This window comes from Helicobacter kayseriensis (assembly GCF_021300655.1).
GTDB classification, from domain to species: domain Bacteria; phylum Campylobacterota; class Campylobacteria; order Campylobacterales; family Helicobacteraceae; genus Helicobacter_G; species Helicobacter_G kayseriensis.
On record NZ_JAJTNB010000005.1, the window covers coordinates 1 to 22,776 of the forward strand.

The 22,776-nt window shown below is 38.3% G+C and carries 16 protein-coding genes; 8 read left to right on the forward strand and 8 right to left on the reverse strand.

The annotated features are described in order from the left end of the window. From LW137_RS04745 to LW137_RS04765, 5 genes are all read right to left on the reverse strand, one after another. Positions 1-2,459 (reverse strand): hypothetical protein (locus tag LW137_RS04745; protein ID WP_233033699.1); only part of this gene is annotated, 2,459 nt, incomplete at its 3' end. A 321-nt stretch (positions 2,460-2,780) separates the two neighbouring features. Beyond that, positions 2,781-9,740, reverse strand: a complete 6,960-nt coding sequence (locus tag LW137_RS04750; RefSeq protein ID WP_233033706.1) for an autotransporter outer membrane beta-barrel domain-containing protein — start codon at positions 9,738-9,740, stop codon at positions 2,781-2,783. A gap of 355 nt (positions 9,741-10,095) precedes the next feature. Then, positions 10,096-11,520 carry a DegQ family serine endoprotease gene (locus tag LW137_RS04755; protein ID WP_233033708.1) on the reverse strand — a complete coding sequence of 475 codons (1,425 nt, stop codon included), beginning with the start codon at positions 11,518-11,520 and terminating at the stop codon, positions 10,096-10,098. Positions 11,521-11,621: 101 nt separating this feature from the next. After that, entirely contained in the window at positions 11,622-12,605 is a 984-nt protein-coding gene (gene trpS / locus LW137_RS04760; RefSeq protein ID WP_233033710.1) for a tryptophan--tRNA ligase, read from the reverse strand. Next, positions 12,602-13,324, reverse strand: coding sequence for a methyltransferase domain-containing protein (locus LW137_RS04765; protein WP_233033712.1), 723 nt, complete (start codon positions 13,322-13,324; stop codon positions 12,602-12,604). The genes trpS and LW137_RS04765 overlap by 4 nt, the downstream gene beginning before the upstream one ends. A gap of 97 nt (positions 13,325-13,421) precedes the next feature. On the opposite strand from LW137_RS04765, the gene secG reads away from it, so the two are divergent. Genes secG through LW137_RS04785 form a run of 4 tightly spaced genes read left to right on the forward strand, consistent with a single transcriptional unit; the run spans position 13,422 to position 15,419 of the window. After that, positions 13,422-13,733 (forward strand): preprotein translocase subunit SecG, encoded by a 312-nt coding sequence (secG, locus tag LW137_RS04770; protein ID WP_233033714.1) that lies wholly within the window; start codon positions 13,422-13,424, stop codon positions 13,731-13,733. A gap of 14 nt (positions 13,734-13,747) precedes the next feature. Further along, positions 13,748-14,305: a ribosome recycling factor gene (gene frr, locus LW137_RS04775; RefSeq protein ID WP_233033716.1), complete on the forward strand. Its 558-nt coding sequence runs from the start codon at positions 13,748-13,750 to the stop codon at positions 14,303-14,305. Between the two features lie 29 nt (positions 14,306-14,334). Then, positions 14,335-14,946 (forward strand): orotate phosphoribosyltransferase, encoded by a 612-nt coding sequence (gene pyrE, locus LW137_RS04780; protein WP_233033858.1) that lies wholly within the window; start codon positions 14,335-14,337, stop codon positions 14,944-14,946. After that, on the forward strand, positions 14,943-15,419 hold the full coding sequence (locus tag LW137_RS04785; protein ID WP_233033718.1) for an RDD family protein: 477 nt from the start codon (positions 14,943-14,945) through the stop codon (positions 15,417-15,419). Before pyrE ends, LW137_RS04785 begins: the two co-directional genes overlap by 4 nt. A gap of 15 nt (positions 15,420-15,434) precedes the next feature. Here LW137_RS04785 and LW137_RS04790 read toward each other — a convergent pair whose 3' ends face one another. Together LW137_RS04790 and LW137_RS04795 are read right to left on the reverse strand one after the other, a co-directional pair. Continuing rightward, on the reverse strand, positions 15,435-16,142 hold the full coding sequence (locus tag LW137_RS04790) for an autotransporter outer membrane beta-barrel domain-containing protein (RefSeq protein ID WP_233033720.1): 708 nt from the start codon (positions 16,140-16,142) through the stop codon (positions 15,435-15,437). A 65-nt stretch (positions 16,143-16,207) separates the two neighbouring features. Further along, positions 16,208-17,434: an apolipoprotein N-acyltransferase gene (locus tag LW137_RS04795; RefSeq protein ID WP_233033723.1), complete on the reverse strand. Its 1,227-nt coding sequence runs from the start codon at positions 17,432-17,434 to the stop codon at positions 16,208-16,210. Positions 17,435-17,524: 90 nt separating this feature from the next. Here LW137_RS04795 and LW137_RS04800 point away from each other — a divergent pair, with 90 nt between their 5' ends. Genes LW137_RS04800 through LW137_RS04815 form a run of 4 tightly spaced genes read left to right on the forward strand, consistent with a single transcriptional unit; the run spans position 17,525 to position 21,753 of the window. Then, positions 17,525-18,145: a CvpA family protein gene (locus LW137_RS04800; RefSeq protein WP_233033725.1), complete on the forward strand. Its 621-nt coding sequence runs from the start codon at positions 17,525-17,527 to the stop codon at positions 18,143-18,145. Next, entirely contained in the window at positions 18,146-19,657 is a 1,512-nt protein-coding gene (gene lysS / locus LW137_RS04805; protein ID WP_233033727.1) for a lysine--tRNA ligase, read from the forward strand. After that, complete coding sequence (locus tag LW137_RS04810) at positions 19,650-20,900, forward strand: serine hydroxymethyltransferase (protein WP_233033729.1); 1,251 nt, start codon at positions 19,650-19,652, stop codon at positions 20,898-20,900. The genes lysS and LW137_RS04810 overlap by 8 nt, the downstream gene beginning before the upstream one ends. A 19-nt stretch (positions 20,901-20,919) precedes the next feature. Continuing rightward, positions 20,920-21,753, forward strand: coding sequence for an SPOR domain-containing protein (locus LW137_RS04815; protein WP_233033731.1), 834 nt, complete (start codon positions 20,920-20,922; stop codon positions 21,751-21,753). Positions 21,754-21,782: 29 nt separating this feature from the next. On the opposite strand, the gene LW137_RS04820 is transcribed toward LW137_RS04815, so the two are convergent. Continuing rightward, complete coding sequence (locus LW137_RS04820; RefSeq protein ID WP_233033733.1) at positions 21,783-22,745, reverse strand: transaldolase; 963 nt, start codon at positions 22,743-22,745, stop codon at positions 21,783-21,785. Positions 22,746-22,776: the final 31 nt, after the last annotated feature.

Below are 22,776 nucleotides of genomic sequence, written 5' to 3' on the forward strand. Positions count from 1 at the left end.
ACATCACCTACATTGCTTGATCCTAGCTCTGAGATATCTCCTAGAGCAAGACCTTTGATAGTAATGGTATCTGTTTGGGTGTTAGTGCTTCTGCTACTTGTGTTTTTGCGATCTGTTGTAAGCGTGAGCAATCCATTGTCTGCGATGTTAGAGAAATAATCTTTATAAGCTTGGATGAATGATGTATTGTGACCTCCGATTTTTACAACTTTATCTTTAAGCTTAAGTTTGACTCCATCTTGATAAATAACACCTAGGACTTTAGAGCTTGTGCCCGAAACATCAGTGCTGTTGTTTGAAAAATTATCTTGGATAGGGTTTGTTCCAAGTGGTGTAGCTCCAGAGTTATTGTTATTTGCGAAGATAAAGGTCACTTCTCCAAGATGACTGGTCCCATCCCAGATGTAATTGTTATTTTCATCAAATCTTCCACCATAAGTCACATTGGCTCCAATATTGACTTGTCCTTGGACAACAATATTTGTTTTTCCATTGTTTCCAGCATTGATGACATTAAACATCGAAGTGCCTTGGGTCAAAGTGGGACTTGAAGTTCTTAAGACGATGTTTGTGGTTCCATAGTTATTTTTTAAGGTTCCAGTTTCAATGGATGGAATAGTCTCGCTATTTTCTTCTAATCTTCCACTGTTATTGCTTACAAGCTCTTTGTAGTTAGCAGGCAACCAAATACTATCTTCAAAGACGATGTTTGTATTATTGTTGATTCCAGAATCTGTTGTGATATTTCCTGCAAAGAATGAAAGGGTATTGGTATCCAAACTCCAAAGATTGGTATTGCTTGCTTTACCAGAGATGTAGATATTGTTGGAGTTGTGGCTATTGCTATTTCCTCCTGTTGTGATATCTCCAATGATTCTATTGGTGCCCTGAGATTGGAGAGTGATTGTGTTGGTTGCTATTCCACCACCCAATGCTTGAATATTTCCCTTGATTGTTGTATTGCTGGAATTTTGGCTATTGGCAGAAGTAGTAATAATGTTTGTTTGAGCATTATTGGTCAAATTGCCAGAGATCTTATTGTCTCCAGAATGGTTTTCAAAAGTAATGATATTGGTATTTTTGCTTAAACTATTCTGCCATTCTGCAGAGATCTCTCCCTCAATTTCATTAGTCCCAGTTCCTCTAAAAATAATCTCATTTAGAGCAGTTCCCCCTCCCCAAGCTCTTATCTTTCCTGTGATTTTATTGTTTCCTGATGTGTTAAAGGAGATCTTATTGGTCGATGTATTGGCTTTTACTTCTCCGGTGATCGTATTAGAAGGAGTGGTTGCAATGCCATCTCTTTCAAGTGTCCCAAAAGAAATCATTGCTGTTCCTACAGAGGTGTCAATATTTCCCGTGATCGTATTGGAAGTTTTTCCTTGGAAAGTTATTTTATTTTCTGAGCTTGAATTCCCTTGCGTGAGAATATTTCCTGCGATTGTGTTGGTTGCAGTTTGTTGATTAAAGACAATTTCATTACTTCCCTTACGAGTTCCATTGTTTAAATTTACTGTTGCGATAATATTGCCTTCAATTGTATTGATGGAATTTTCCCCTTCAAACAAAAGATGATTTTCTGCTGTTTTTCCATTAAAATTTGCATTTGCTTGGATAGCGATTCCATGTTGTGGATTACTTGTGTTTTTGATTGAATTGTTTGTTCCCCGAAAGATGAAAGAAGCCTTGGCAGCAGATTTATCTGCATACCACCCCGTATAGATGACCTCGTCATTAGATTCCATTGTGGCATTTTTTTCAAAGATAACTTCACTATTTCCTTGGATCGTCCAGATGCCTTGTGTTGTAAAGTTTTCTTTGAAGGTAATGTTATTGGTCGCATTTTGTGCACCTTGAATCGTAATCTTTCCTTCAAGTTTTTTTACTGTTTCTGTGTTTTGTGCATTTTGAGCACCATCTCCAAAAGTAAAAGAAGTATTGGCACTGGAGACTTGAGTATCAGATCCGATATTGATGCTTCCAGTCATTCCGTGTTTGAAAACGCCTGTAAATTGATTGCTGTTACCGCTACCAGAAATTTTTAGATTCCCCTTAAACTCTGCTGCTTCTGCAGTGAGATTGAAAGTCTTAGAACTTTGTCCATTAAAGTCAATGGTCATTGTTGAATTTGGGAAATTAAAGGCATCGCCATTAAAGCTAGTATCTTTCAGATCAACATTCGAAGTTGAATTCGACATGGTTACAGTTCTAAAGTCTTCAGAAATTTGAGTCGTGCTTCCTGTTCCGAATTTAAACGTCAAATCTCCATTAATATCCGTACAGGTTCCATCTCCTCCCACACACCCTGGCTTACTTACTTCTTGATCTGCATGCACACTCCCAGCACTCAATGCTAAGGCTAGTGAGCTTGCAATTAGTGGTTTGAATAGGTAATTTTTAGAGTTTTGCTCGAGGTTGTTAAAGACGCACTTTAATGTTTTATTGTTTTTAGCGTGCATATATTCTCCTATTTTGTGTTATTAAAAGTGTGAATGATACCAAAGTTAGAATAAAATAAGTCAATTAATAAAAATTTAAAATGAAGTAGTTTGTTTTAATTAAAGAAATGATAAATATCGTCTAGAAGGTCTTACCCTCCCTAGGAGAGGGAGAGTAGAGACACAAAACATCAAAAACATTCTTCAAAAAAAGTTATTGATGAAAAAACACTAAAAACACTTTTGGAGTCCCCACACGCTAAAGGGACTCCATAAAATGTTTTATCCCCCCCCCCCTTTTTTTTTCTATTATTCTCGGACTCAGCTTTGAGCTGTTTGTTTTTATAAAGCCTGCTGAGCCGATGATTGGATATTTTGATTTTCTTGTGTTATCTTTTCTTCTGTTGTGTTTTCTTGTTTTGTATTTTCTTCGGTTTTGCTTACTTCACTGAATTTTGGAGTCATTTTCCATTTGACCTGTTTGGGTTCTTCTTCATAAGCGACTCTTTTGCTGATATTTTCTCCAAAGCTCACTCTTACTCCTAGATTGACTTGATATTCTGTTGTGAGTTTCCCACCAAAACTTCTTTCAAAGTCAAAATAAAGCCTCGTGTCATCTTTGAAAGATACATTTGTCCCAATATTCATGACAAATCTTCCAGTTGATTCGTATGGGTTTGTTGAGATGATGTGTCTTTGTTTGGCTATATCCATATTGTCCATAGAGATATTCCCATTGGCGATGTAATCATAGACATAATAAGTGCCAAGATAGAGTTTTGCATTGGCTTTAGAATCTGCCTCAAAGAAATCTTTGAAATCAAATCCCCAGTTAACCCCCGCTCTGCTCCTAATGAGATGTATCTCATCTTGTGTATATTTGGCTTTTTCGGTATATTGTGTGTTGTTATCCACATAAACTTGGGTGAAATTTTTCCCTCCAAGATATCCATAGCCTATTTCTGCTTGAGGATCGATGAAGAAACCCAAAGGAAGCTTAGCTCTATATCCAAATTCTTGAGAGAAGCTTGCACCCGTAGAGTTCACATCATACTTTTCTGTTCCAGTTGTGGAGAGTGAGTTCATGATGTGAGAAATTTTCACGATACTGTCGCTATAAAATCCTCCCATCTCTTGATCTTGAATATAGCTTGCATAGAGTGCAAAATCTAGAGCATTGAGCATGCTAGAGTTGATGACGCTCGCAGCTCTTTCTCTCTCAACAACGCTATTAAAATCACTTTTTCCAAAAGAATAAGTGAAAGCCACACCAAAATAAGCTCCGGCATCTTTTAAGCTCAATTTCTCATCAAATCCTGCTTGCAATGAGGTGTAATTGACTGTTGAGCCTGTTGCAAAATCAAGGTGTTGCTGTCCATTATATACCCTTGTCCAAAATCCTTCTGTTCCTACAGAATCTCTAAGTTCTCCCATTCTTTTGTTGAGAGAGTTGAAATTTGCTGTGAAGACTTGATAAGTGCTCAAATAAGCCTGAATAGCCGTTTTGGCATAAGTTCCATCTAGACCTTTAGCGATAAGTTTTGCTCCGCTAGGGATGTAGTATTGATAATAAGATCCTTCTTCTTTGTTTTGGATATCCACAAGAAAGTTGCTAAATCCTTTTTGAATTACAAGGCGATCATCTTTTGAATCAAAGCTGGATCCTTTGGCATTTAATCCTTTAAATACAACAGAAGACTTGTAGGGATCATTGACTTCTATAAGGATGATGTCATTATCAAATCCACGATTGACAAGTCTTGGCATGTTCTCATTGGCCAAATTTACTTGGAAATAATGGGTTTGATTGCCATTGGAGAGATCGGCCTTATTGATCATGACTTTGTCTGCACTATTTGCATCTGCATAGAGTCTAAAAATGAGATTGTTGCCTGAGATTCCTTTTGAGGTTCCTCTTGATTGATCTCCGATCGTGAGGATTTTGTAATACTCTCTTTTTTGAGCATAGCCCAAATCAGGCATACTGACTTCTCCACTTTGAGCATGATAGATTGGAGAAGCAGAAAGATCGATAATGTTGTTTGTCGCTTGTGTCAAATCAAGGGTATTTCCATAGACAGAATTTGCATTGATTTGTCCTATTGATTCTAGGTTGTGGATGACTCCTAAATCAATTGTTTTATTTGGATTTCCATCTGTTCCAAAAACCAATCTGGCTCCATCTTTGAGTGTTAGATTGAGAAATCTTGTTTCATTGATGATCTTAGCATTGGCATTACCAAAGTTGAAGACTAGGGCAGAATTATCGACAGTGACATTTTGATCTCCTGATAAGGCTGTTGATGCGATTGCATAGGAATCTTTTGCTTGTCCATTGAGCCCAAAATAGACAAGTGATTTTTGATTGAGTGTCAGATCATTTCCATTTCCTTTGATTCCATACTCAGTTTTTTCTCCGGCAATATTCGCAAAAATCAAATGATTAGCTGTGAGCGTTCCGCCATTAAGAGCCATTCCCCCCGCAGTTTTTCCTTCTATGTTTTCAAAAATGAGTTTTGCTCCTTTTTGGAAAGAAAGAAAACTATCTTGACTAGAGATTCCTTCTCCTAGCCCGAATCCTATAGATTCGCCATTTTGTGATTTGATTTGCCTAAAGAGCAAAATTCCTTTGGAGTCGATTTTGTATGTCCCATCTTGGACTGCATGGTGGATTCCATAAGCATTGCCTGTTTCTGCGATGATGGGATCAAAAATCACTTGACCGCCAAAATGATAGATCCCATTTTCTGTTGTGAGGATTCCAGCTTTAAGATTCCTTGTATCACCATTGATGAAGTAAGCACCATTTTTGAACTCTATTGTGCTTCCTTCCTCTGTATAAAGGACAAAGGAGTTTTTGTTGGAACCAAAATCTTTTGTTTGGATACTCTTAGCATTGAGCGTGATAGAGGAATTATTATCGACATAGAGCCCATAGGAATTTCCAGTCCCTGAAGATCTGATATTTTTGATTTGAGCTTGATCTAGCGTGAGATTAAGTTTTCCAGATAGGTAGATTCCATAAGCATTTGTATTTTCTTTGGCTTGGAGAGTATCTATGATAAGGATTGAATCTGTACCAGATTTTGTTTTCTCAAATGTGACATGAGAGTTAGAGTTCATATCGTTTTGGAGATAGATTCCATAGATATTGCCTTCTGTTGCTTGCACTCTAAATCTTGCTTGCAATGAATTTTCAGGATCAAAGATTTCATTTGTAGAAATTTTTGCATTTCCTATTTTGTATTTGACAAATTTTGTGATATCTGACCCTGTGAGATTGGAATAGATTCCGGCCCTATGGTTAGATGTATCAAATTGAGCATGTTCTCCATAATAAAGCCTTGCTTTGTCAAAAGAAATCTTGCTTGTCTCTGTGAGTTGGATCACATATCTATTTCCACTTGATCTGCTGAGGTTTCTAATCTGAATATATCCAGAGCCATTATCACTTCCAGCAAACTTTAATTCTTTTGAACTTGCTTGATAGATTCCAGAATCTCCTCCAACATTCTTAAGATCAATGTAGGCTGTCTTGTGTGTGAGATTGAAAATATTTTCTGAATTTCCCAAAGATTGTATTCCTCGTCCCTTGATTGTTTCAAAGGCGATATTGGAATTTTCTCCACTGAGAGTAAAAATATTTTTTGAATTTTCAAGGGAGTTGATTCCATTTTGATCAATTGAAGTAAATGCGATCTTTGCATCTCTTCCTTCTAGCAAAAATTGATTTTCTCCAGATGTGTTGGCATTGCTGATCCCATTGGCTCCAACTGTATCAAAGCTTATATTGGATCCAGATCCATTAAGGCGATAGGTATTGTTTGAATCTCCAGCATGATAGAGTGCATTTTTAGCGCTTCCTTGTTTGAATTGAATTTGAGCGTTATCTCCTAGAAAGAACGTATTTTGAGAATTTAGACTTGAGCTAATGCCTGCTTCTTGAGTTTTTTGCTCAAAAATGATTTTTGCTCCACCATTAGCAAGAGTAAAGCTGTTGGTCCCACCTGTATTTTTGATCCCTGATCCTCCAATTTCTCCTACAAAAGTGATGTTGCTTGATGAATTTAGATTAAAAGAGTTTTCTCCACCTCTGTTTGCAATGCCATCTTGTGTAATAGCACCATTAAAGATAATCTTGGAAGATGCATATTGCAGATTGTAGGTTGATGCTCCTCCTTCATGGATGATACCACTTGATTGTGTGCCAGAAAGTTTATTGAAATTAAGATCCTTATAGATTTGATAGGTGATTTTTCCATCTTTTGCAAAGATCCCAGATACTTTTTTGTCTGCAGAATAGATGTTTTCAAATGTAGTTGTTCCATTGATGTAGTAGTTTCCATTTTGAGCATTATAAAATCCAGATCTTATATTGTTATCGACACTGATTGCATTGATGATTTGAGCTGAACTTGTAGAGCCACTTCCTTTGAGCGTGAGTTTTGAACCTGTATTGTCATAGATGTAGTTATCTTCTTCATTTGATCCAAGTGTTTTGAAGACTAGGTTAATATCTCCAGAAAGATTGACTTCTTTATTCCCCCCATCGATCCAAAGCCCTCTTGTTTTGTTAGAAGATGTGAGATCAAAAGTTAGGGTGTTGTTTTGATCAGATTGAATAGCAATATTTGCAGATTCTGTGATGGCAATCCCTCTAGCTTCCCCTGTTCGGTCTGAGCCAACAGCAAAAGATGCTTTCCCCTCAACTCTTAATCCTTGATTGCCTCCTTTGAAATGGAATACGGTGCTTGAACCTGTCCCGCCAATAGATCCGCTAGAAATTGTGATATTTCTGATTCTTGCATTAGCTCCATTCTCTAGGGTGAAAGCCGAAGCATTCCCTCCCCCGATTGAATTTTTTTGACTAAATGCTCCATTTTCTACAACCGATTCTCTTGCTAGGTTTCCATCAGAAGTTCCCAAGAAATCAAAGAGAATAGATTCTCTTGTCCCATTAATGGAATCGGGAGCAAAAGCAATATTTTTTGCATCAAAGTAGGATCCAGTCTCGAAAACAACGCCAGAGACTTTGCTTCCTTTGATCGCATTGGCTTGCAATGTGTATTGTGTAGAAAAATTGGATTTTTCTCCTGTTCGGACATATACCATTCCTGCAGATGAGTTTCCATTGATCGCGCCATTATTGAGAGTAAAACCTATATTTCCTACACTTGCCCCACTTGAAAGAGAGAAGAGGTAAGCGTGATCCCCATTAACGGTGTTGGTTACGATATTTGGAGTGCCTTCTAATCTAATGCTTCCCTTTCCTTCAAAGTGAACGAGAGCAGAAAGATCAGTTCCCTTGATAGAATTAGATGATAGAGTGAGATTTCCAAAATTTGTAATTGTTGCATTTGCGTTATTTTCTAAGACGATACCATAAGCTGATTTTCCTCTGATCGAGTTAGATTTGAAGATAAGCCAAGTGGCTTGAAGACTTTTATTCCCTGAACTAAAGGTAAAACCAGAAGCTTGTTTGGCGAGACTGTCTGTTCCTACATTGATTTGAAGAACTCCATCATTATTTGCATTGACACGCACCTGATCTCCAGAGACATAGACCCCAGAGATTTCTGAGGTTCCATCTCCTGTGATGTTGTAAGTATTGGTCACTCCAGATTTGTAAGAAAAGCTCAAAGTTCCACTCATTGCATAAAGTCCATAAGCTTTACCATTGTTTGAAGTGGAGATGTTTTGTGTCAAACCTTTTGTCCCACCTCCAAACCCACTTCCATCTTGTCCAACGGTTGTGTTTGCAGAGAAAGCAAATCCTGTGATGACTCCTCCACTTCTTGAGAGGGTTGTGGTGATTCCCCCTCCTGTTGAGAAGTTTCCAGAATTTTGTTCTCCATTATAAATGCTGTAGAAGATGTTGCTAAGTCCTTGAGTTGGAGTGCCATTTGCGATTTGAACACCATTGATATTGAGAACACCACTTTCTTGGTTGTTGATAGCAAAAACCCATCCTCTTGTGTTTCTTCCTGTCCCAGAAAAGATAGACTCGAAAGTGAGTTTATCTTCTCCATTTCCTTGGATTGTGAGACTTTTTCCATCTTCGATATAGATTCCATAAGCATTCCCCCCATTGCCTTGAACTCCAGCATTTAATCCAGAACTTCCTGCACTGCCTGGCTGTCGGAACGTTTCATCTGTAGCCCATCCTAGACCAGCATTCCCACCATATCCTCCACCCCCAACATTTCCGTGATTGCCCCCATTTCCAGCTCGAATAGTTTGTTTAATGAGACCATTGATGAAGAGTTGGGTATTTGGATTTTGCACATAGATTCCATATGCATTCCCCCCATCTCCCCCATTCCCTCCGTTTGCCCCATTCCCCCCATTCCCTCCACCTCCTCTATAGTCACTGTTGCTTGCGTGAGCCCATCCAGCATCTCCACCTTTTCCTCCATCACCCCCTCGACCTCCATTCCCCCCATTCCCTCCATCACCCCCTGTGATTGTTTGAAAGAGTTGTCCATTGACTCTGATAAGAGTAAATCCCCCGATTCCTTGAGCGTTCCCTCCATCACCCCCTCGACCTCCATTCCCCCCATCTCCTCCACCTCCTGCAATCCTGCCTTGTCCCCCATTCCCTCCAAGATTGGCTCCTCCCCCATTTCCACCATCACCCCCTCGACCTCCATCACCCCCTCGACCTCCATCACCCCCATTTCCACCAGTAATATCTTGAGAAAACCCCCCTCTGATATTAAGAGTGCCTCTTACTCCTCGTGCAAGTTGACCTGTTTGTCCATCTGCTCCTACTCCCCCATCTGCTCCTCCCCCTCCAATTCCTCCTCTTCCTCCAGCAGAGTTAATATTTGTTCTTCCTCCATCACCCCCTCGACCTCCATCACCCCCTCGACCTCCATTCCCTCCTTTACTTCCTGTAGCTCCTGTGACTTTTTGAGCAGATTGAGTGAAGCTAATGTCTGTTGGTCCAACAACGCCTTCTGAAGCAGAGTTGTAAGCATTTCCTCTTGAACCATTTGCTCCATTTGCACCTCTTGATCCATCATTTCCTTGACCACCATATGTTCCACTATAGCCATCAGAACCTTTGGAACCTGTTGTTCCATTGTTTCCCGATGATCCATCTCCGATGTATTGACCTATCACATCGGCGGGCTGAGCTCCAGATAAACTCATCGCTAAAGTTGAAGCAATGATAGGAATGAAGAATGTTTTAGAAATTTTAGAATCAAAAAGAGAAGGGGTTTTTGGATCTGTAGTTTTGGGATTAGTTAGTTTCTTTCTCCCCCCCCCCCTAGATGGATTATTTAAAAGCTTTTTCATAAGGGTATCTCCTTTATCAGTGTGTAAATAGGAACGCATATATTAGTCAGATTTTGAAAGGGTGATCAGAATATTTTTAATAATATTTAGAATAACTTAAAATAAATATTTTGATTTAAAATCATCTAAATACAAATCTTTCGGTTTTCTGCGATTCTTAATCAAGATTCTTAAAAAGACAGAATATTGATAGGTTTTAAAAATTGATAGAAGAATCTTTTTTTGAAATAATTTTTTTAAAACTAAGCCGTTTGAAAAGCTTTGTGGGCTGATTTGATATCTAAAGAGTTAAGATACTTGCAAGAAGCGATCTAGAGCTAGACTCCAAAATAGAGCCTAGCTGAAATTTGATCATTTATTTGATAACAATTGTTTTGATTCCATTTTGACTATATACAAGAATACGTTTTGACTTGCCTTTGAATTTTTCTAGAGCTTTTTTATAGCTTGCTAAATCTTTGATCGTGATATTTTCGATTTGCCCGATAATATCTCCAGATCTCAAGCCTGATTCATAAGCCTTGCTTTCTTCGTTGACATTATTGACTAGCACCCCATCAATATCTCTTGGGATTTGATTTCTTTGTCTGATTTGAGGAGAAAGCTCTTGAACACTAACACCATCCAAGCCTTGTGTTCCATTTGTTTCTTTTTTGTTTGCTTTACTAGAGCCTTTAGTATCTTTGCTTTCTGCTAAGGTCAGTGTAACTGTTTTTTCTTGTTTATCTCTTATGTAGGTGAGAGTAACTTTTTCATTTGGAGACATTGTTCCGATTAGATTTCTTAACTCTGCAGAACTTTTTATTGGGCGATCATTTACTTTTGTGATGAGATCCCATACCGCAAGTCCTGCTTTTTTTGCTGGAGAATCTGCCTCAAGGCTGATGATCACTGCTCCTTCGTGGTTGCCATAAGTATCTCGTAGATCAGTGCTTACATCTTGGATCCCTACGCCCAAATATCCTCGGCGGATAGTTCCATTTTCAATTAGCTGTTTAGCGATGCGTTTGACCATTTCTGAGGGGATTGCAAAGCCTATACCTTGGTTTCCTCCACTTTTTGAGATGATGGCTGTGTTGATGCCAATGAGGGCTCCTCGGCTATCAACAAGTGCTCCTCCGGAGTTTCCTGGGTTGATGGAGGCATCTGTTTGGATGAAGTTTTCATAATCATTGATTCCGATACCATTTTTGTTGAGTGCAGAAACAATGCCTTGAGTGATGGTCTCACCTACACCAAATGGATTCCCAATCGCAAAGACAAGATCGCCAACTTTGACAAGTGAGCTATCCGCAAATTTGACTGCGGGAAGATTTTTTTCTTCAATCTTGATGACTGCAAGATCAGTTCGAGAATCTGTGCCGATGACTTTGGCTTGATATTCTTTGTTGCTTCCCGGTAAAGAGACGATGACTTTATCTGCCCCATCGATCACATGGTTATTGGTGATGATATATCCATCATTGGAAATAATCACCCCACTACCCAAAGAGCGCTCTACTTTTTCTCTAGGGATTTGATTGTAAAAATCTCCAAAAAATTGTTGGAAGAAGGGGTCATTAAACATTGGGTGATTGCTCATTTGATTTTTGATCTTCTTTTGTGTCGAGATATTGACAACGACTTTTGAAGCCTCTTCGATTGAAGAATTAAAAGAATAAACCTTTGTTTGTCCTATATCTGGAAAAACTCTTTCTTGCACGCTTGGCATTTCTTGCACATCAAATCCAAGCAATAGGCTGACGCTTAGTGCAATGGGAATAAAAACTTTATGTTTCATAAAAACTCCTTGTTAGTTTGAAAGCTGATTTTTGAATATTCAAAGCTTAATCTGAAACTGTAAATGTTTTTAGAATGGTTTTTAAATCAATAGAAACCATTCTAAATAAGGCCGACAAGTTCTTTTGCCTTTTTGTAGGTGCTTTCTGCAATAGGTTGAACTTTCTCTCTTCCTTGATTGAGGACTTCTGCAAGATAATCTATCTGATGACGGATCTTAAGATACTCTTCTTGAATGGGGGAGAGAGTGGAGATAATCGCCTCAGCAATCCTTTTTTTCAAGACACCATATCCTTGATCGATAAATTCTGTTTCTATTTCCTCTCTTGATTTTTGCGTAAAAAGCTCATAGATGCATAAAAGGTTATACACTCCCTTGCGATCTGGATCAAATACGATTGATGAATGCGAGTCTGTGGTCGCTTTTTTGATTTTTTGTTCGATCTCTTTTGGGGTATCAAGAAGAAAGATTGCGTGGTTTTGGGCTGTGCTTGATTTGCTCATCTTGCTTGTAGGATCATCAAGACCCATGATTCTAGCTCCACTTTTGGCAATTAGGGGTTCTGGGATCTTAAAGCACTCTCCAAAGTCACGATTAAATCGTTGTGCGACATTGCGTGTAAGTTCAAGATGTTGTTTTTGATCTTCGCCAACTGGGACAAGATCTGTTTGATAGAGTAAGATATCGCTTGCCATTAGAGCAGGATAATCAAAAAGTCCGACATTGATATTTTTGGGATTTTTTTGAGCTTTGTCCTTAAATTGGGTCATACGCTCCATTTCTCCCATAGGAATATTGCAATTTAAAATCCAAGAAAGAGCAGGGTGAGTATCAATTTCACTTTGGATAAAAAGGCTAGAGTGTTTAGGATCAATACCGCAGGCCAAGAGGATAGCGACCATATCATAAGTTTGCTCTCTAAGAAGATAGGGATCTTGTTTGGTAGTGATGGCGTGCGAATTGACCACACAAAAGATGCTGTCATATTTTTCTTGTAGATAAACCCAATTTTTGACAGCTCCAAGATAGTTTCCAATTGTGATTTTTCCTGTGGGTTGAATCCCTGAAAAGACTCTTTGTTTCATACTGCTCCTTTGGTTTGTTTGGGCTGACCGATAAAGATCAAGCTCTCATATTCTAGGTCCCCTGTGTATTCCAAGATCTTTTTGGCTTGTTTATATTTTAAGACACCACCCCCCATAATTCCCGTATTGCGAAGATGAAGGATGAGATCTTTGTTGGTTGAAAAAGTGAGAATCTTATGTGCTATCTCAATTTCACCTTCAAAAAAATCTAAAAGTAATTTTTGCATATTTTCTTTTGTGGGTAGGGGGGATTTGGAATCTAAAAATGAATGAAAGCTCTTGAGTGTATTGGCAGTCATTATGCTGAGTGCGATCTTGCTAGATGTGTGTTGGGAGATAAGACCAAGAGTGTGCTTAAGAGATGTAGCCCATTGGAGCGATGAACTTGAAAAAATCAGATGGGGGGAAGAGATCTGCTCTAAGCAAATATTAAAATCTTGGCATATAAGAGAGACTTTGTTTTGTATGGCGGAGGGAGGATTAAAAACTTTGAGCATATTTTCAGAGAGATCGCATCCTATAAAATGATCAAATGCAATGTGATGATCTTGAAAGGCTTGGAGAGATGCTCCCGTCCCGCACCCTAGATCTAAGATGTCTTTAAAATTTTTACCCCATTTTTGGACTAAACGATCTATAAGCAATTGAAGAAAAAATTTTTGCACTTCGCAAGAAGCAGAATAAGAAGAGGCTTCGGAGTCAAAAGAAAATAAACGCAAGCTTAACCCTTGAGATAAGGTGGGATTTTCTGAATTATTATAGTCTAAAGTTTTGGTAAAATCACCCCATCAAACCCCAATTCTTAAGGATTCTGCAATGATTTCATTTCTTTTTATCACTCAAATTGTTTTGACAATTTTTATCGTCGTGCTTGTTTTGCTTCAAAAGAGTTCTGGAGGAGGGCTTGTAAATTATAGTGGAAGCAATGAAAGTGTGTTTGGAGCAAAGGGGGCTGCTGGATTTTTGACCAAACTCACCCTCTTTTTTGGGGCTCTATTTTTGGCCAATACAATTGCCTTAAGCTATTTGTATGTCAAGCAAACGCAAACAAGCTTGATGGATTCCATTCCTCAGTCTACACAAAGCACAGAGGCTCCATCTGCCCCTTTAGCGCCAACAATTCAATAACAAAAAGGAAAGATATGTTAAATGCCATTTATCAGCAAACTCAAACTTCAATGACTAAAACAATCGAATCTCTTAAGAGGGATTTTGCAACATTGAGAAGCGGAAAGGTGTCGATTGCGATTTTGGACAATATCCGTGTTGATTATTATGGAACTCCCACCCCGCTTAATCAAATTGGATCAGTGATCGCAACAGATGCGACGACGATTGTGATCACTCCATGGGAAAAGACACTGATTAAAGATGTAGAAAAAGCTATTCAAGAAGCAAATATCGGTGTCAATCCCAATAGTGATAGCGAAAGTATCAAGCTCTTTTTCCCTCCTATGACACAAGAACAAAGAAAAGAAGTAGCAAAAGATGCCAAAGCAATGGGAGAGAAAGCAAAAGTTGGAATTCGCAATGTGCGACAAGATAGCAATAATGCGATTAAGAAACTTGAAAAAGACAAAGAAATCACAGAAGATATGAGCAAAAAAGGGCAAGATGAGATTCAAAAGTTTACAGATGAGTTTGTCAAAAAAATTGAAGAGATGGTGAAGCATAAAGAAGAAGAGGTGATGAAGATTTAGCGCAAGGAGAAAAAATGCAAGGAAAAGAGATGAATGTAAAACAATATTATCTTGATGCAAATGCATTATTGGAAGGACATTTCCTTTTGAGTAGTGGGAAACATTCCCCTTTTTATTTGCAATCAGCAAGAGTGTTGGAAAATCCAAAAGTTGCTCAAGAGCTTGCAGAATCTCTTGCATTACAAATTAAAGATTTTGGTTTGGAAGTGGATTGTATTTGCTCTCCTGCTTTGGGAGGGATTTTGGCAGGATATGAACTTGCTAGAGCTTTGGGGGTGCGATTTATTTTTACAGAGCGTGTTGAGGGGAAGATGACTTTGAGGCGTGGATTTGAGATCAGCCCCAATGAAAAGATTCTAATTTGTGAAGATATTATTACAACTGGTGGATCTGCATTGGAATCTGCAAGTTGTGTAGAGGAATTGGGCGCTTGCATTGTTGGGTTTGCAGGGCTTGCCAATCGTGGATTTTGCAAAAGAGTAGGTTCAAAGCTTGAGGCCAAACCCGAAGGAAAGCTCCCTTCCAATCTCCCTCTTTTTGCTTTGGATGATTTTGTGTTTGAAATTTTTGCTCCAGAGGATTGTCCTTTGTGTCAAGAAGGAAAGCTCCCTGCTATCAAACCAGGAAGTAGGGGAAATTGACAAAAAAACATAAACATCTTAAAAAAAGCACAAGAGGTGTTGAGCAAAAGAAAGCAATGCCTCAGCGAGCATTCTTTCTTAAACGCTTTAAGGCACTTGTGATTGATTTGTTTATGATTTATACACCTATTTTGTATGTGATGACTTATGTGATTTTGGGAAACAAAGAAGCATTCCAATCAAATCAATGGGCGATTTTTGGCTGTGTTTTGCTTTATGGCGTGATTGATTCTCTTTTTTGTTGTATTTCTGGACAAACTCCTGGAATGCGTGCTCAAGGGTTGGTGCTACAAAATCGACAGGGTCAATTTCCCTCATTTTTTTTGAATCTATTGCGTTTTTTTGTATGGCTTTTGAGTTTGGGGTTGGTGTTTGGCTTTGTATTTCCTTTTTTTAGAAAGGATCGCAAAAGTTTTCATGACTTGGTTTTTTCCACACAGCTTGAAGAGAAGAATTGTGAGAGAAGGGTTTAGTCCCCCCCCCTGTTTTTAAAAGATGATTGAAATATATCCACCAAATCTCATCATGTCATAGTGCCGATCTTTTGGCTCTCTAATGCTCGCAAGCGAAGCATCTGCATCTCTTTTGTCATTTTTCATTTTTCCAAACATTGCCTTAGCGCCAATATTGATGATGTTTTTGATTCGATATCCAATGCTTCCACCATAGATTAGTCCATGATATCTTGCATTGAGGGATGCATTTTGATTTGCACCAATATCATAACCTTCCTTGATTTCATTGTAGCCATATCCTACAAGTCCTCGGAGATAAAAACCATTGACATCAATCCCTACACTTAGCGGAATCATCGCTCCCCATCCAAGTACTTCAGAAAAACTTTTGTGGTCTGTGAGGGTGTTGCTTTGGCCTTTTGCTGAAACATAGATAGGAAACTCAAAATCAATGCCAAAAATTCCTCTCAACCCTCCTGCAGTTGCAATCGTCGTAATTGTTGCAGAATATCCAAGATCAACAGAGATATATTCTGATCTTCCGATTTTTGTCCAAGATCCTCCGATAGATCCATCGTTGAAGAACATCCATCGCTTAAGATCACCTGTTGCCTTGCTTCCATTGATCACTGATCCTTTTTGCAAGTTTTTGACAGCATTTCCTGAGGGTTTTTTGGGAGCAGCTTCTAAGAATCCTGAAAGTAAAAATCCACAAACTATAAGGCTGATTATTTTTTTCATCAACTTTTCTCCTTTTGTTATTGTGTTCATTTTTTTGAGTTAAATCGGCAAGATTCTAACTTGATTTAAGGAAAGATGACAAAACTTGGTGATCCATTGCTAGAGTGCAAAATCATTGTTTGATAAAGTTTGGCGTAATATTGCATTAAATTTTTTTGGAGTGCGGGTTCGATTGTGTAAGGAAACCAAGCATTGTTACTAATGACGACAAGATAGGGAGGGGCATCTTCATAAGTTTTTTGGCTTGTTCCTTCATAGCAAATCACACTCTTGATGCGAAAGCCTTGATATAAAAAGGTTCCAAATTCTTTGCTTGCACTAAATCTAGGAGCTCCATCTCCCAAGAAGATTCGCTCTAGGGGTTTTGCTAGAAAATCTGGGAGAGGAATTTTTTCTCCAAATGGAGCCAAGATAACCTTATCAAAGATGGAGACTTGTCCATTTTGAAAGATATAAGTGGAGTTATAAAGCCTATCTTCTTTTTCTCGCATAGCTCCCACAACCAGTGTGCCCTGAAGGCTTAGATCTTTGAGGATCTGAAAGTAGGCTGATCTTTCTAGCACAAAAGGAAAGGCAGTTTCTGGAAGAATGACTAACTTGTTTCCCTCTTGTAGTGAAGAGCGAATTAATGCGATTTGAAACATTGTATTTTTTAGAGCATTGTCCCTTTGCCACTTGAGGTCTTGTGAGAAATTTGTATGCACAATATCAATTTGATTGAGGGTAAGAGTTGGAGAAGGAGGGGAAATGTAGAGTGCAGAGAATAAAAAAAAGCACACTAGAGGATAATAGATCAGCTTAGCTTTTTTGGAAGCTTGATAGGATAAAGTGCAGATAATGACGCTTAGAGCAAGTAAAAATAAGTCAGTTTTGGATACTCCAAAATAGCTATAAGCAAAAAAGCTATCAATTTTCATCCAATCAAAACCAAAGGGATGGATGAAGCTTAAACAAAGCAAGCCCAAAAGACGATAAAAGGGGTTGGAAAACCATAATGCTATGGCAAAAATAAGCATATAGATACAGGCTACAAGAATGCTGATAAGGGGAACAAGATAAGTAAAGCCAAAATAAACAAAGGAAAATCCCACCCAATAAAACCAAAATAGTCCCACAAAAAAACCAAACTTAAATTTATAAGAAGAGGGAATGAAAAGAAAAATATATAAACTCAATAGCCCAAAAATGGAATTTATCAAAAGCGGGAGTTTGAGATTGAGAATCATCTCAAAAATCCAAACCCAGTAAAGCGGAAGGACAAATACAAAAGCAAAAATTAGGGCTCGCAGCATAAATTTCCTTAGCTGATAAGAATCTCAAACACTTAAAGGAATTATTGTAGAATTCAAAACATTTTCAAGGGTTTGTTTGGAGCATTATACATGGATAACTTAGGTTATATTGATTTTATCATTCTTGCATTGATTGCCCTGAGTGCAATCAGAGGTTTTTTTTCAGGTTTTATTCGAGAATTGTTTGGAATGCTGGGGTTTGTTTTGGGGATTGCTTTTGCTTCAAGATTTTCTACTGAAGTTGGGCAATGGTTTAAAATAAAAGTTTTTGATTTTGATTCTCAGACTCTTCATACCCTAATGGGATTTATTTTGGTGTTTTTGGCTGTTTGGGCAATCATGCTTTTTTCATCATGGATCATTGATCGTCTAGTTAAGATTGCTTTTTCTAAATATCTTAATGGTTTGCTTGGAGCTTTGTTTGGAGCAATAAAGGCATTTTTGATTGTCGCAATTATTTTGCATTTTATTTTCCGATTGGAATTTATGTCTGGTGTTTTGGCTCATGTCGGGAATCACTGTGTGATGTATCCCGCAATGGAAAGCATTGCATCCAAGATTGCCAAAATCGATCTTGCTCAACATATTCCAAAAGATTCTCAAGATGTTGAGCAAAAGCTTAATGAAGCAAAAGAAGGACTTATAGATGAGGTCAAAAATCTTGAGAATCAGATGGAGCAATCTATGAAACAAAATCTTCAAGGACAATAAATGTTTGATAATCAATATATAAAACAGCGGATTCAAAAAGCAGATTCTCTTCGAGAACTCGGAAGAAATCCTTATGCTAATGGAAAAGAACGCAGTGTCAAAAACGCAGAATTTTTGGAGAAATATGCCCATATCGCTCTTTGGGAAGAAAAAAAAGATATGGAAAAGAGCGAAGAGATTGTTGGGCGTGTGAAATTTGAGCGATGGATGGGGAAGGCAAGTTTTGTTAAGGTCGAAGATGAGAGCGGAATCTTGCAGGTTTATTTTTCAAAAAATGAATTGGGAGATGAGTTTGAGATCCTTAAAAAGCATCTTGAAGTAGGGGATATTATCTATGCCAAAGGTTTTCCTTTTGTCACTAAGACCGGAGAGCTTAGTCTTCATGCAACTTCATTGGAGATTTTAAGCAAGTCTATCGTGCCATTACCTGAAAAATTTCACGGCTTAAGTGATATTGAATTGCGCTATCGCCAACGCTATCTTGATTTGATCACAAATCCTCATGTCAAAGAAACTTTTAAGATGAGAAGCTTGATTGTTTCGCATATTCGTAGATTTTTTGAAGAAAAAGGGTTTTTGGAAGTGGAAACCCCTATGCTTCATCCAATCCCTGGTGGAGCTAATGCACGTCCATTTATCACCTATCATAATGCGCTAGAAGTGGAGCGTTATTTGAGAATCGCTCCAGAGCTTTATTTGAAGAGATTGATTGTCGGAGGATTTGAAGCTGTTTTTGAAATCAATCGCAACTTTAGAAATGAAGGGATGGATCATAGCCATAATCCAGAATTTACGATGATTGAGTTTTATTGGGCTTATAAAACTTATCAAGATCTCATTCAGCTTACTCAAGAACTTTTTTCTTCTTTGCTCCAAGCACTTCATCTTCCGATGCAGATTCCTCACGGAGATGAGGTGATTGATTTTGCAAAAGTTTCTATTTTGACTTATAAACAGTCTTTGTGTCAAATTGGAGGAATTCCTCAAGAGGTTGTGGAAGATTCTCAAAAGCTTTATCAGTATTTGATTGATCAAGGTGTTGAAGTCAGTGCATCAATGAGTTATGGTCATCTTCAAAGCGAGGCTTTTGATGCCTTTGTAGAATCAAAACTCATCAATCCGACATTTATCACAGAATACCCCATTGAGATCAGTCCTCTAGCAAGACGCAATGATGAAAATCCGCTTTTGGCAGATCGATTTGAGTTTTTTGTTGGGGGGAAAGAGATTGCCAATGGATTTAGTGAGCTCAATGATCCCCTTGATCAGTATGAAAGATTCAAAGAGCAAGTAAAAGCCAAAGATGCAGGTGATGAAGAAGCACAATATATGGATGAAGATTATGTGTGGGCATTGGCTCATGGGATGCCCCCAACTGCAGGGCAGGGGATAGGAATCGATCGGCTTGTGATGCTTTTGAGTAATAATAAAAGCATTAAAGATGTCATTTTGTTCCCAGCAATGAAGCCTATTAAGCAAACCTATGAAATCAAGGAGGAAGGCAATGAGTGAGTATTTGAAGGCAAATGATCGAGAAATTTTTGATCTAATTGAAGAAGAGTTCCAAAGACAGAATACACATTTGGAGCTTATCGCAAGTGAAAATTTTACTTTTCCTAGTGTGATGGAAGCTATGGGGAGCATTTTGACAAACAAATATGCAGAAGGGTATCCTTACAAGCGATATTATGGGGGATGTGAATTTGTTGATCAAATCGAAGAAATCGCGATTGAGCGAGTTAAAAAACTTTTTGGCTGTGCATTTGCCAATGTGCAGCCCCATTCTGGGAGTCAGGCCAACAATGCGGTTTTTAATGCTTTATTGAAGCCTTATGACAAGATTTTGGGAATGGATTTGAGTCATGGGGGGCATTTAACTCATGGTGCAAAGGTGAGCTCAAGTGGGAAAACATATCAAAGCTTCACTTATGGAGTGAATCTTGAGGGATGCATTGATTATGAAGAAGTGAGGAAAATCGCACATATTGTGAAACCTCAATTGATTATTTGTGGATTTAGTGCTTATACGAAGAGATTAGATTTTGCAAAATTTAGAGAGATTGCTGATGAAGTGGGGGCGATTTTGATGGGAGATGTGGCACATGTGGCAGGGCTTGTTGTCGCTGATGAATATCCTCATCCTTTCCCATATTGTGATGTGGTGACGACAACGACACATAAAACTTTGCGTGGGCCAAGAGGAGGGGTGATCTTGAGCAATAGTGAAGAAATTGCAAGCAAAATTGATAAGGCTATCTTCCCAGGAACACAAGGGGGGCCTTTGATGAATCTGATTGCAGCAAAAGCTGTGGGTTTTAAAGAAAATTTAAAGCCTGAGTGGAAAGTATATGCTCAACAAGTTCGATCCAATATTGATGTGATGGCAAAAACTCTTATGCAAAGAGGATATAAACTCGTGGGGAATGGGACAGAAAATCATTTGATTTTGATGGACTTTTTGGAGAAAGATTTTAGTGGGAAAGATGCGGATCTGGCTCTTGGAAATGCCGGAATCACCGTCAATAAAAACACTGTTCCTGGAGAAAAGCGTAGTCCATTTGTGACAAGTGGCATTCGCTTGGGATCTCCTGCATTGACTGCAAGAGGGATGAAAGAAAAAGAGTTTGAGTTTGTAGCTCACAAAATCGCTGATGTGCTTGATGAAATAGGTGATCAGAGTGTGCAAAGTAGAGTCAGAGAGGAGATTAAGCAATTTACTCAAGACTTTAAGCTCTATACGCGTTCAATTTATTAAATAAAACAGAGGAGAAGATATGGAAAACAATTTAGATGATATTTTAGTAGATAGTGCAGAAAATCCAAATCAGCAAGATAAATCAAAGCGAAAAATTTTGATCGGTATTGCTTCGGCATTGCTTGTCGCTGTGGTTGTTTTGGTGGTTTATTTTGTTTTTATCAAAAAAGAGAAACCTCAAGGGCTAGAGGTAACGCACGCTGAACTTGAAAAATTTGTCAATCCTTCTTATGAGTCAGTGCCAAAGAGTAAGGCAGATGAGGAAATCGATCAGTTAATCGCTGAAATCAAGGCTAAAGATAAGGGTGCTGATACGCTCAATCAAGAAAAGCAACAAAACCAAACTATAGAAACTTCCAAAGAAGAGGCAAAAAATCCTCAGATTCAGGAAAATAGCGCTTCTATCCAAGCTCTTCAAAAACCACAAGAACAAGAAAAGCAACCACAACAAGCGCAATCACAACAAAGCGCACCTCAAGCTAAAACTCTTGAAAAACCAAAACCGCAAACCAAGATTGTTAGTAGCCCTCCAAAAGCTCAAAATAGTGAGAAAAAGCAAAATGCTTCAAAACAGCAACCTCAAGCAAAATCCGCTGTCCAAACATTTGATACATTGAAAAAAAAGATCCCAAATGGTTTTTATCTACAAGTAGGTGTTTTTGGAGGAAAACCAAATACAAAGTTTCTTGAGAAGCTCTCTAGATATTCTTATGAAGTTGAGAAAATGGACCAAAAAGGAAAAGTTGTAAATCGTTATTTGGTTGGACCTTTCAAAACAAGAAAAGAAGCGGAAATGAAAGTTAATGAAGTGCTTGAAAATATTGCCAAACCTCTAATCGTTGAGATTCGTTAAGCGATAAGCTTATGGGGCAAACCCATAAGCTATGATTTTAAGGAATCAAGCAAATCCTTAAAACTCACTTTAAATGCCTCCAATCCTTCTTGCAAAAGTTTTTTATAAAGAGCAGATAAATCATAATCTTTGAACACAGAAAGATCGCTTGCGCTTTCTTTGAGCGTTGTATCGTTGTTTGCAAAATAAGCGTGGATTGTCTCAAGTGGAGCTGTATTGAGAGAATGTGGCAAAAGAAGTTCATCGACATAATAGCTTGGTGCAAGTGTATGATCTTTGACACCTGTGCTTGCAAAAAGTGTGCGTGTATCGCGATCGCCAAGCTCTTCGATTAAGTTGTAAATGTGTTTTGCATTTGTGATTCCAAGTTTTTTTTGTAAATGTGGAGGAAGAGAAGGATCTAGAGCGCGATCAAGGCGAGATACAAAGACGCTAATGACACTTTTCCCCTTGCCTCCAGCTTTTCTTGCTCTTTGAAATGCATATGCACATTCAAGTGCTTGAGTGGGGGAAAAAATCAGTGTCGCATTGATGGGAATGTTTTGCTTCAAAAGCTCTTCCATGACCTCATATCCTGCTTTGGTTGCAGGGACTTTAATCATCACATTGGGCTCATTGATGCTTTGGAATAGTCTTTTTCCCTCTAGAATACTTGCTTGTGCATCATCGCAAAACAAAGGATCGATTTCAATGCTCACATAGCCATTGTCTTGATCTAAATCATAGATTGGGTGTAAAAGTTTGGCAGCAGTTTTGATATCTTTGATCGCAAGTGTTTCATAGATTTCTTTTGCACTTTTATGTTGCAAGGAAGAGATCTCCTCTTGATAGGCTGGAGAGTTTTTGAAACTTTGTGCGAAGATGCTTGGATTGCTTGTCGCACCAAAGATCTTCCCCTCTTGAATGAGAGAGGGAAATTCTTGAGTTAAAAAATCTCTTTCAATAAAATCACACCATAAGCTAAAGCCTTGATTTTGCAATGCTTTATCCATTAAAATGCTCCTTGAAGTAAAGTAAAGCTAG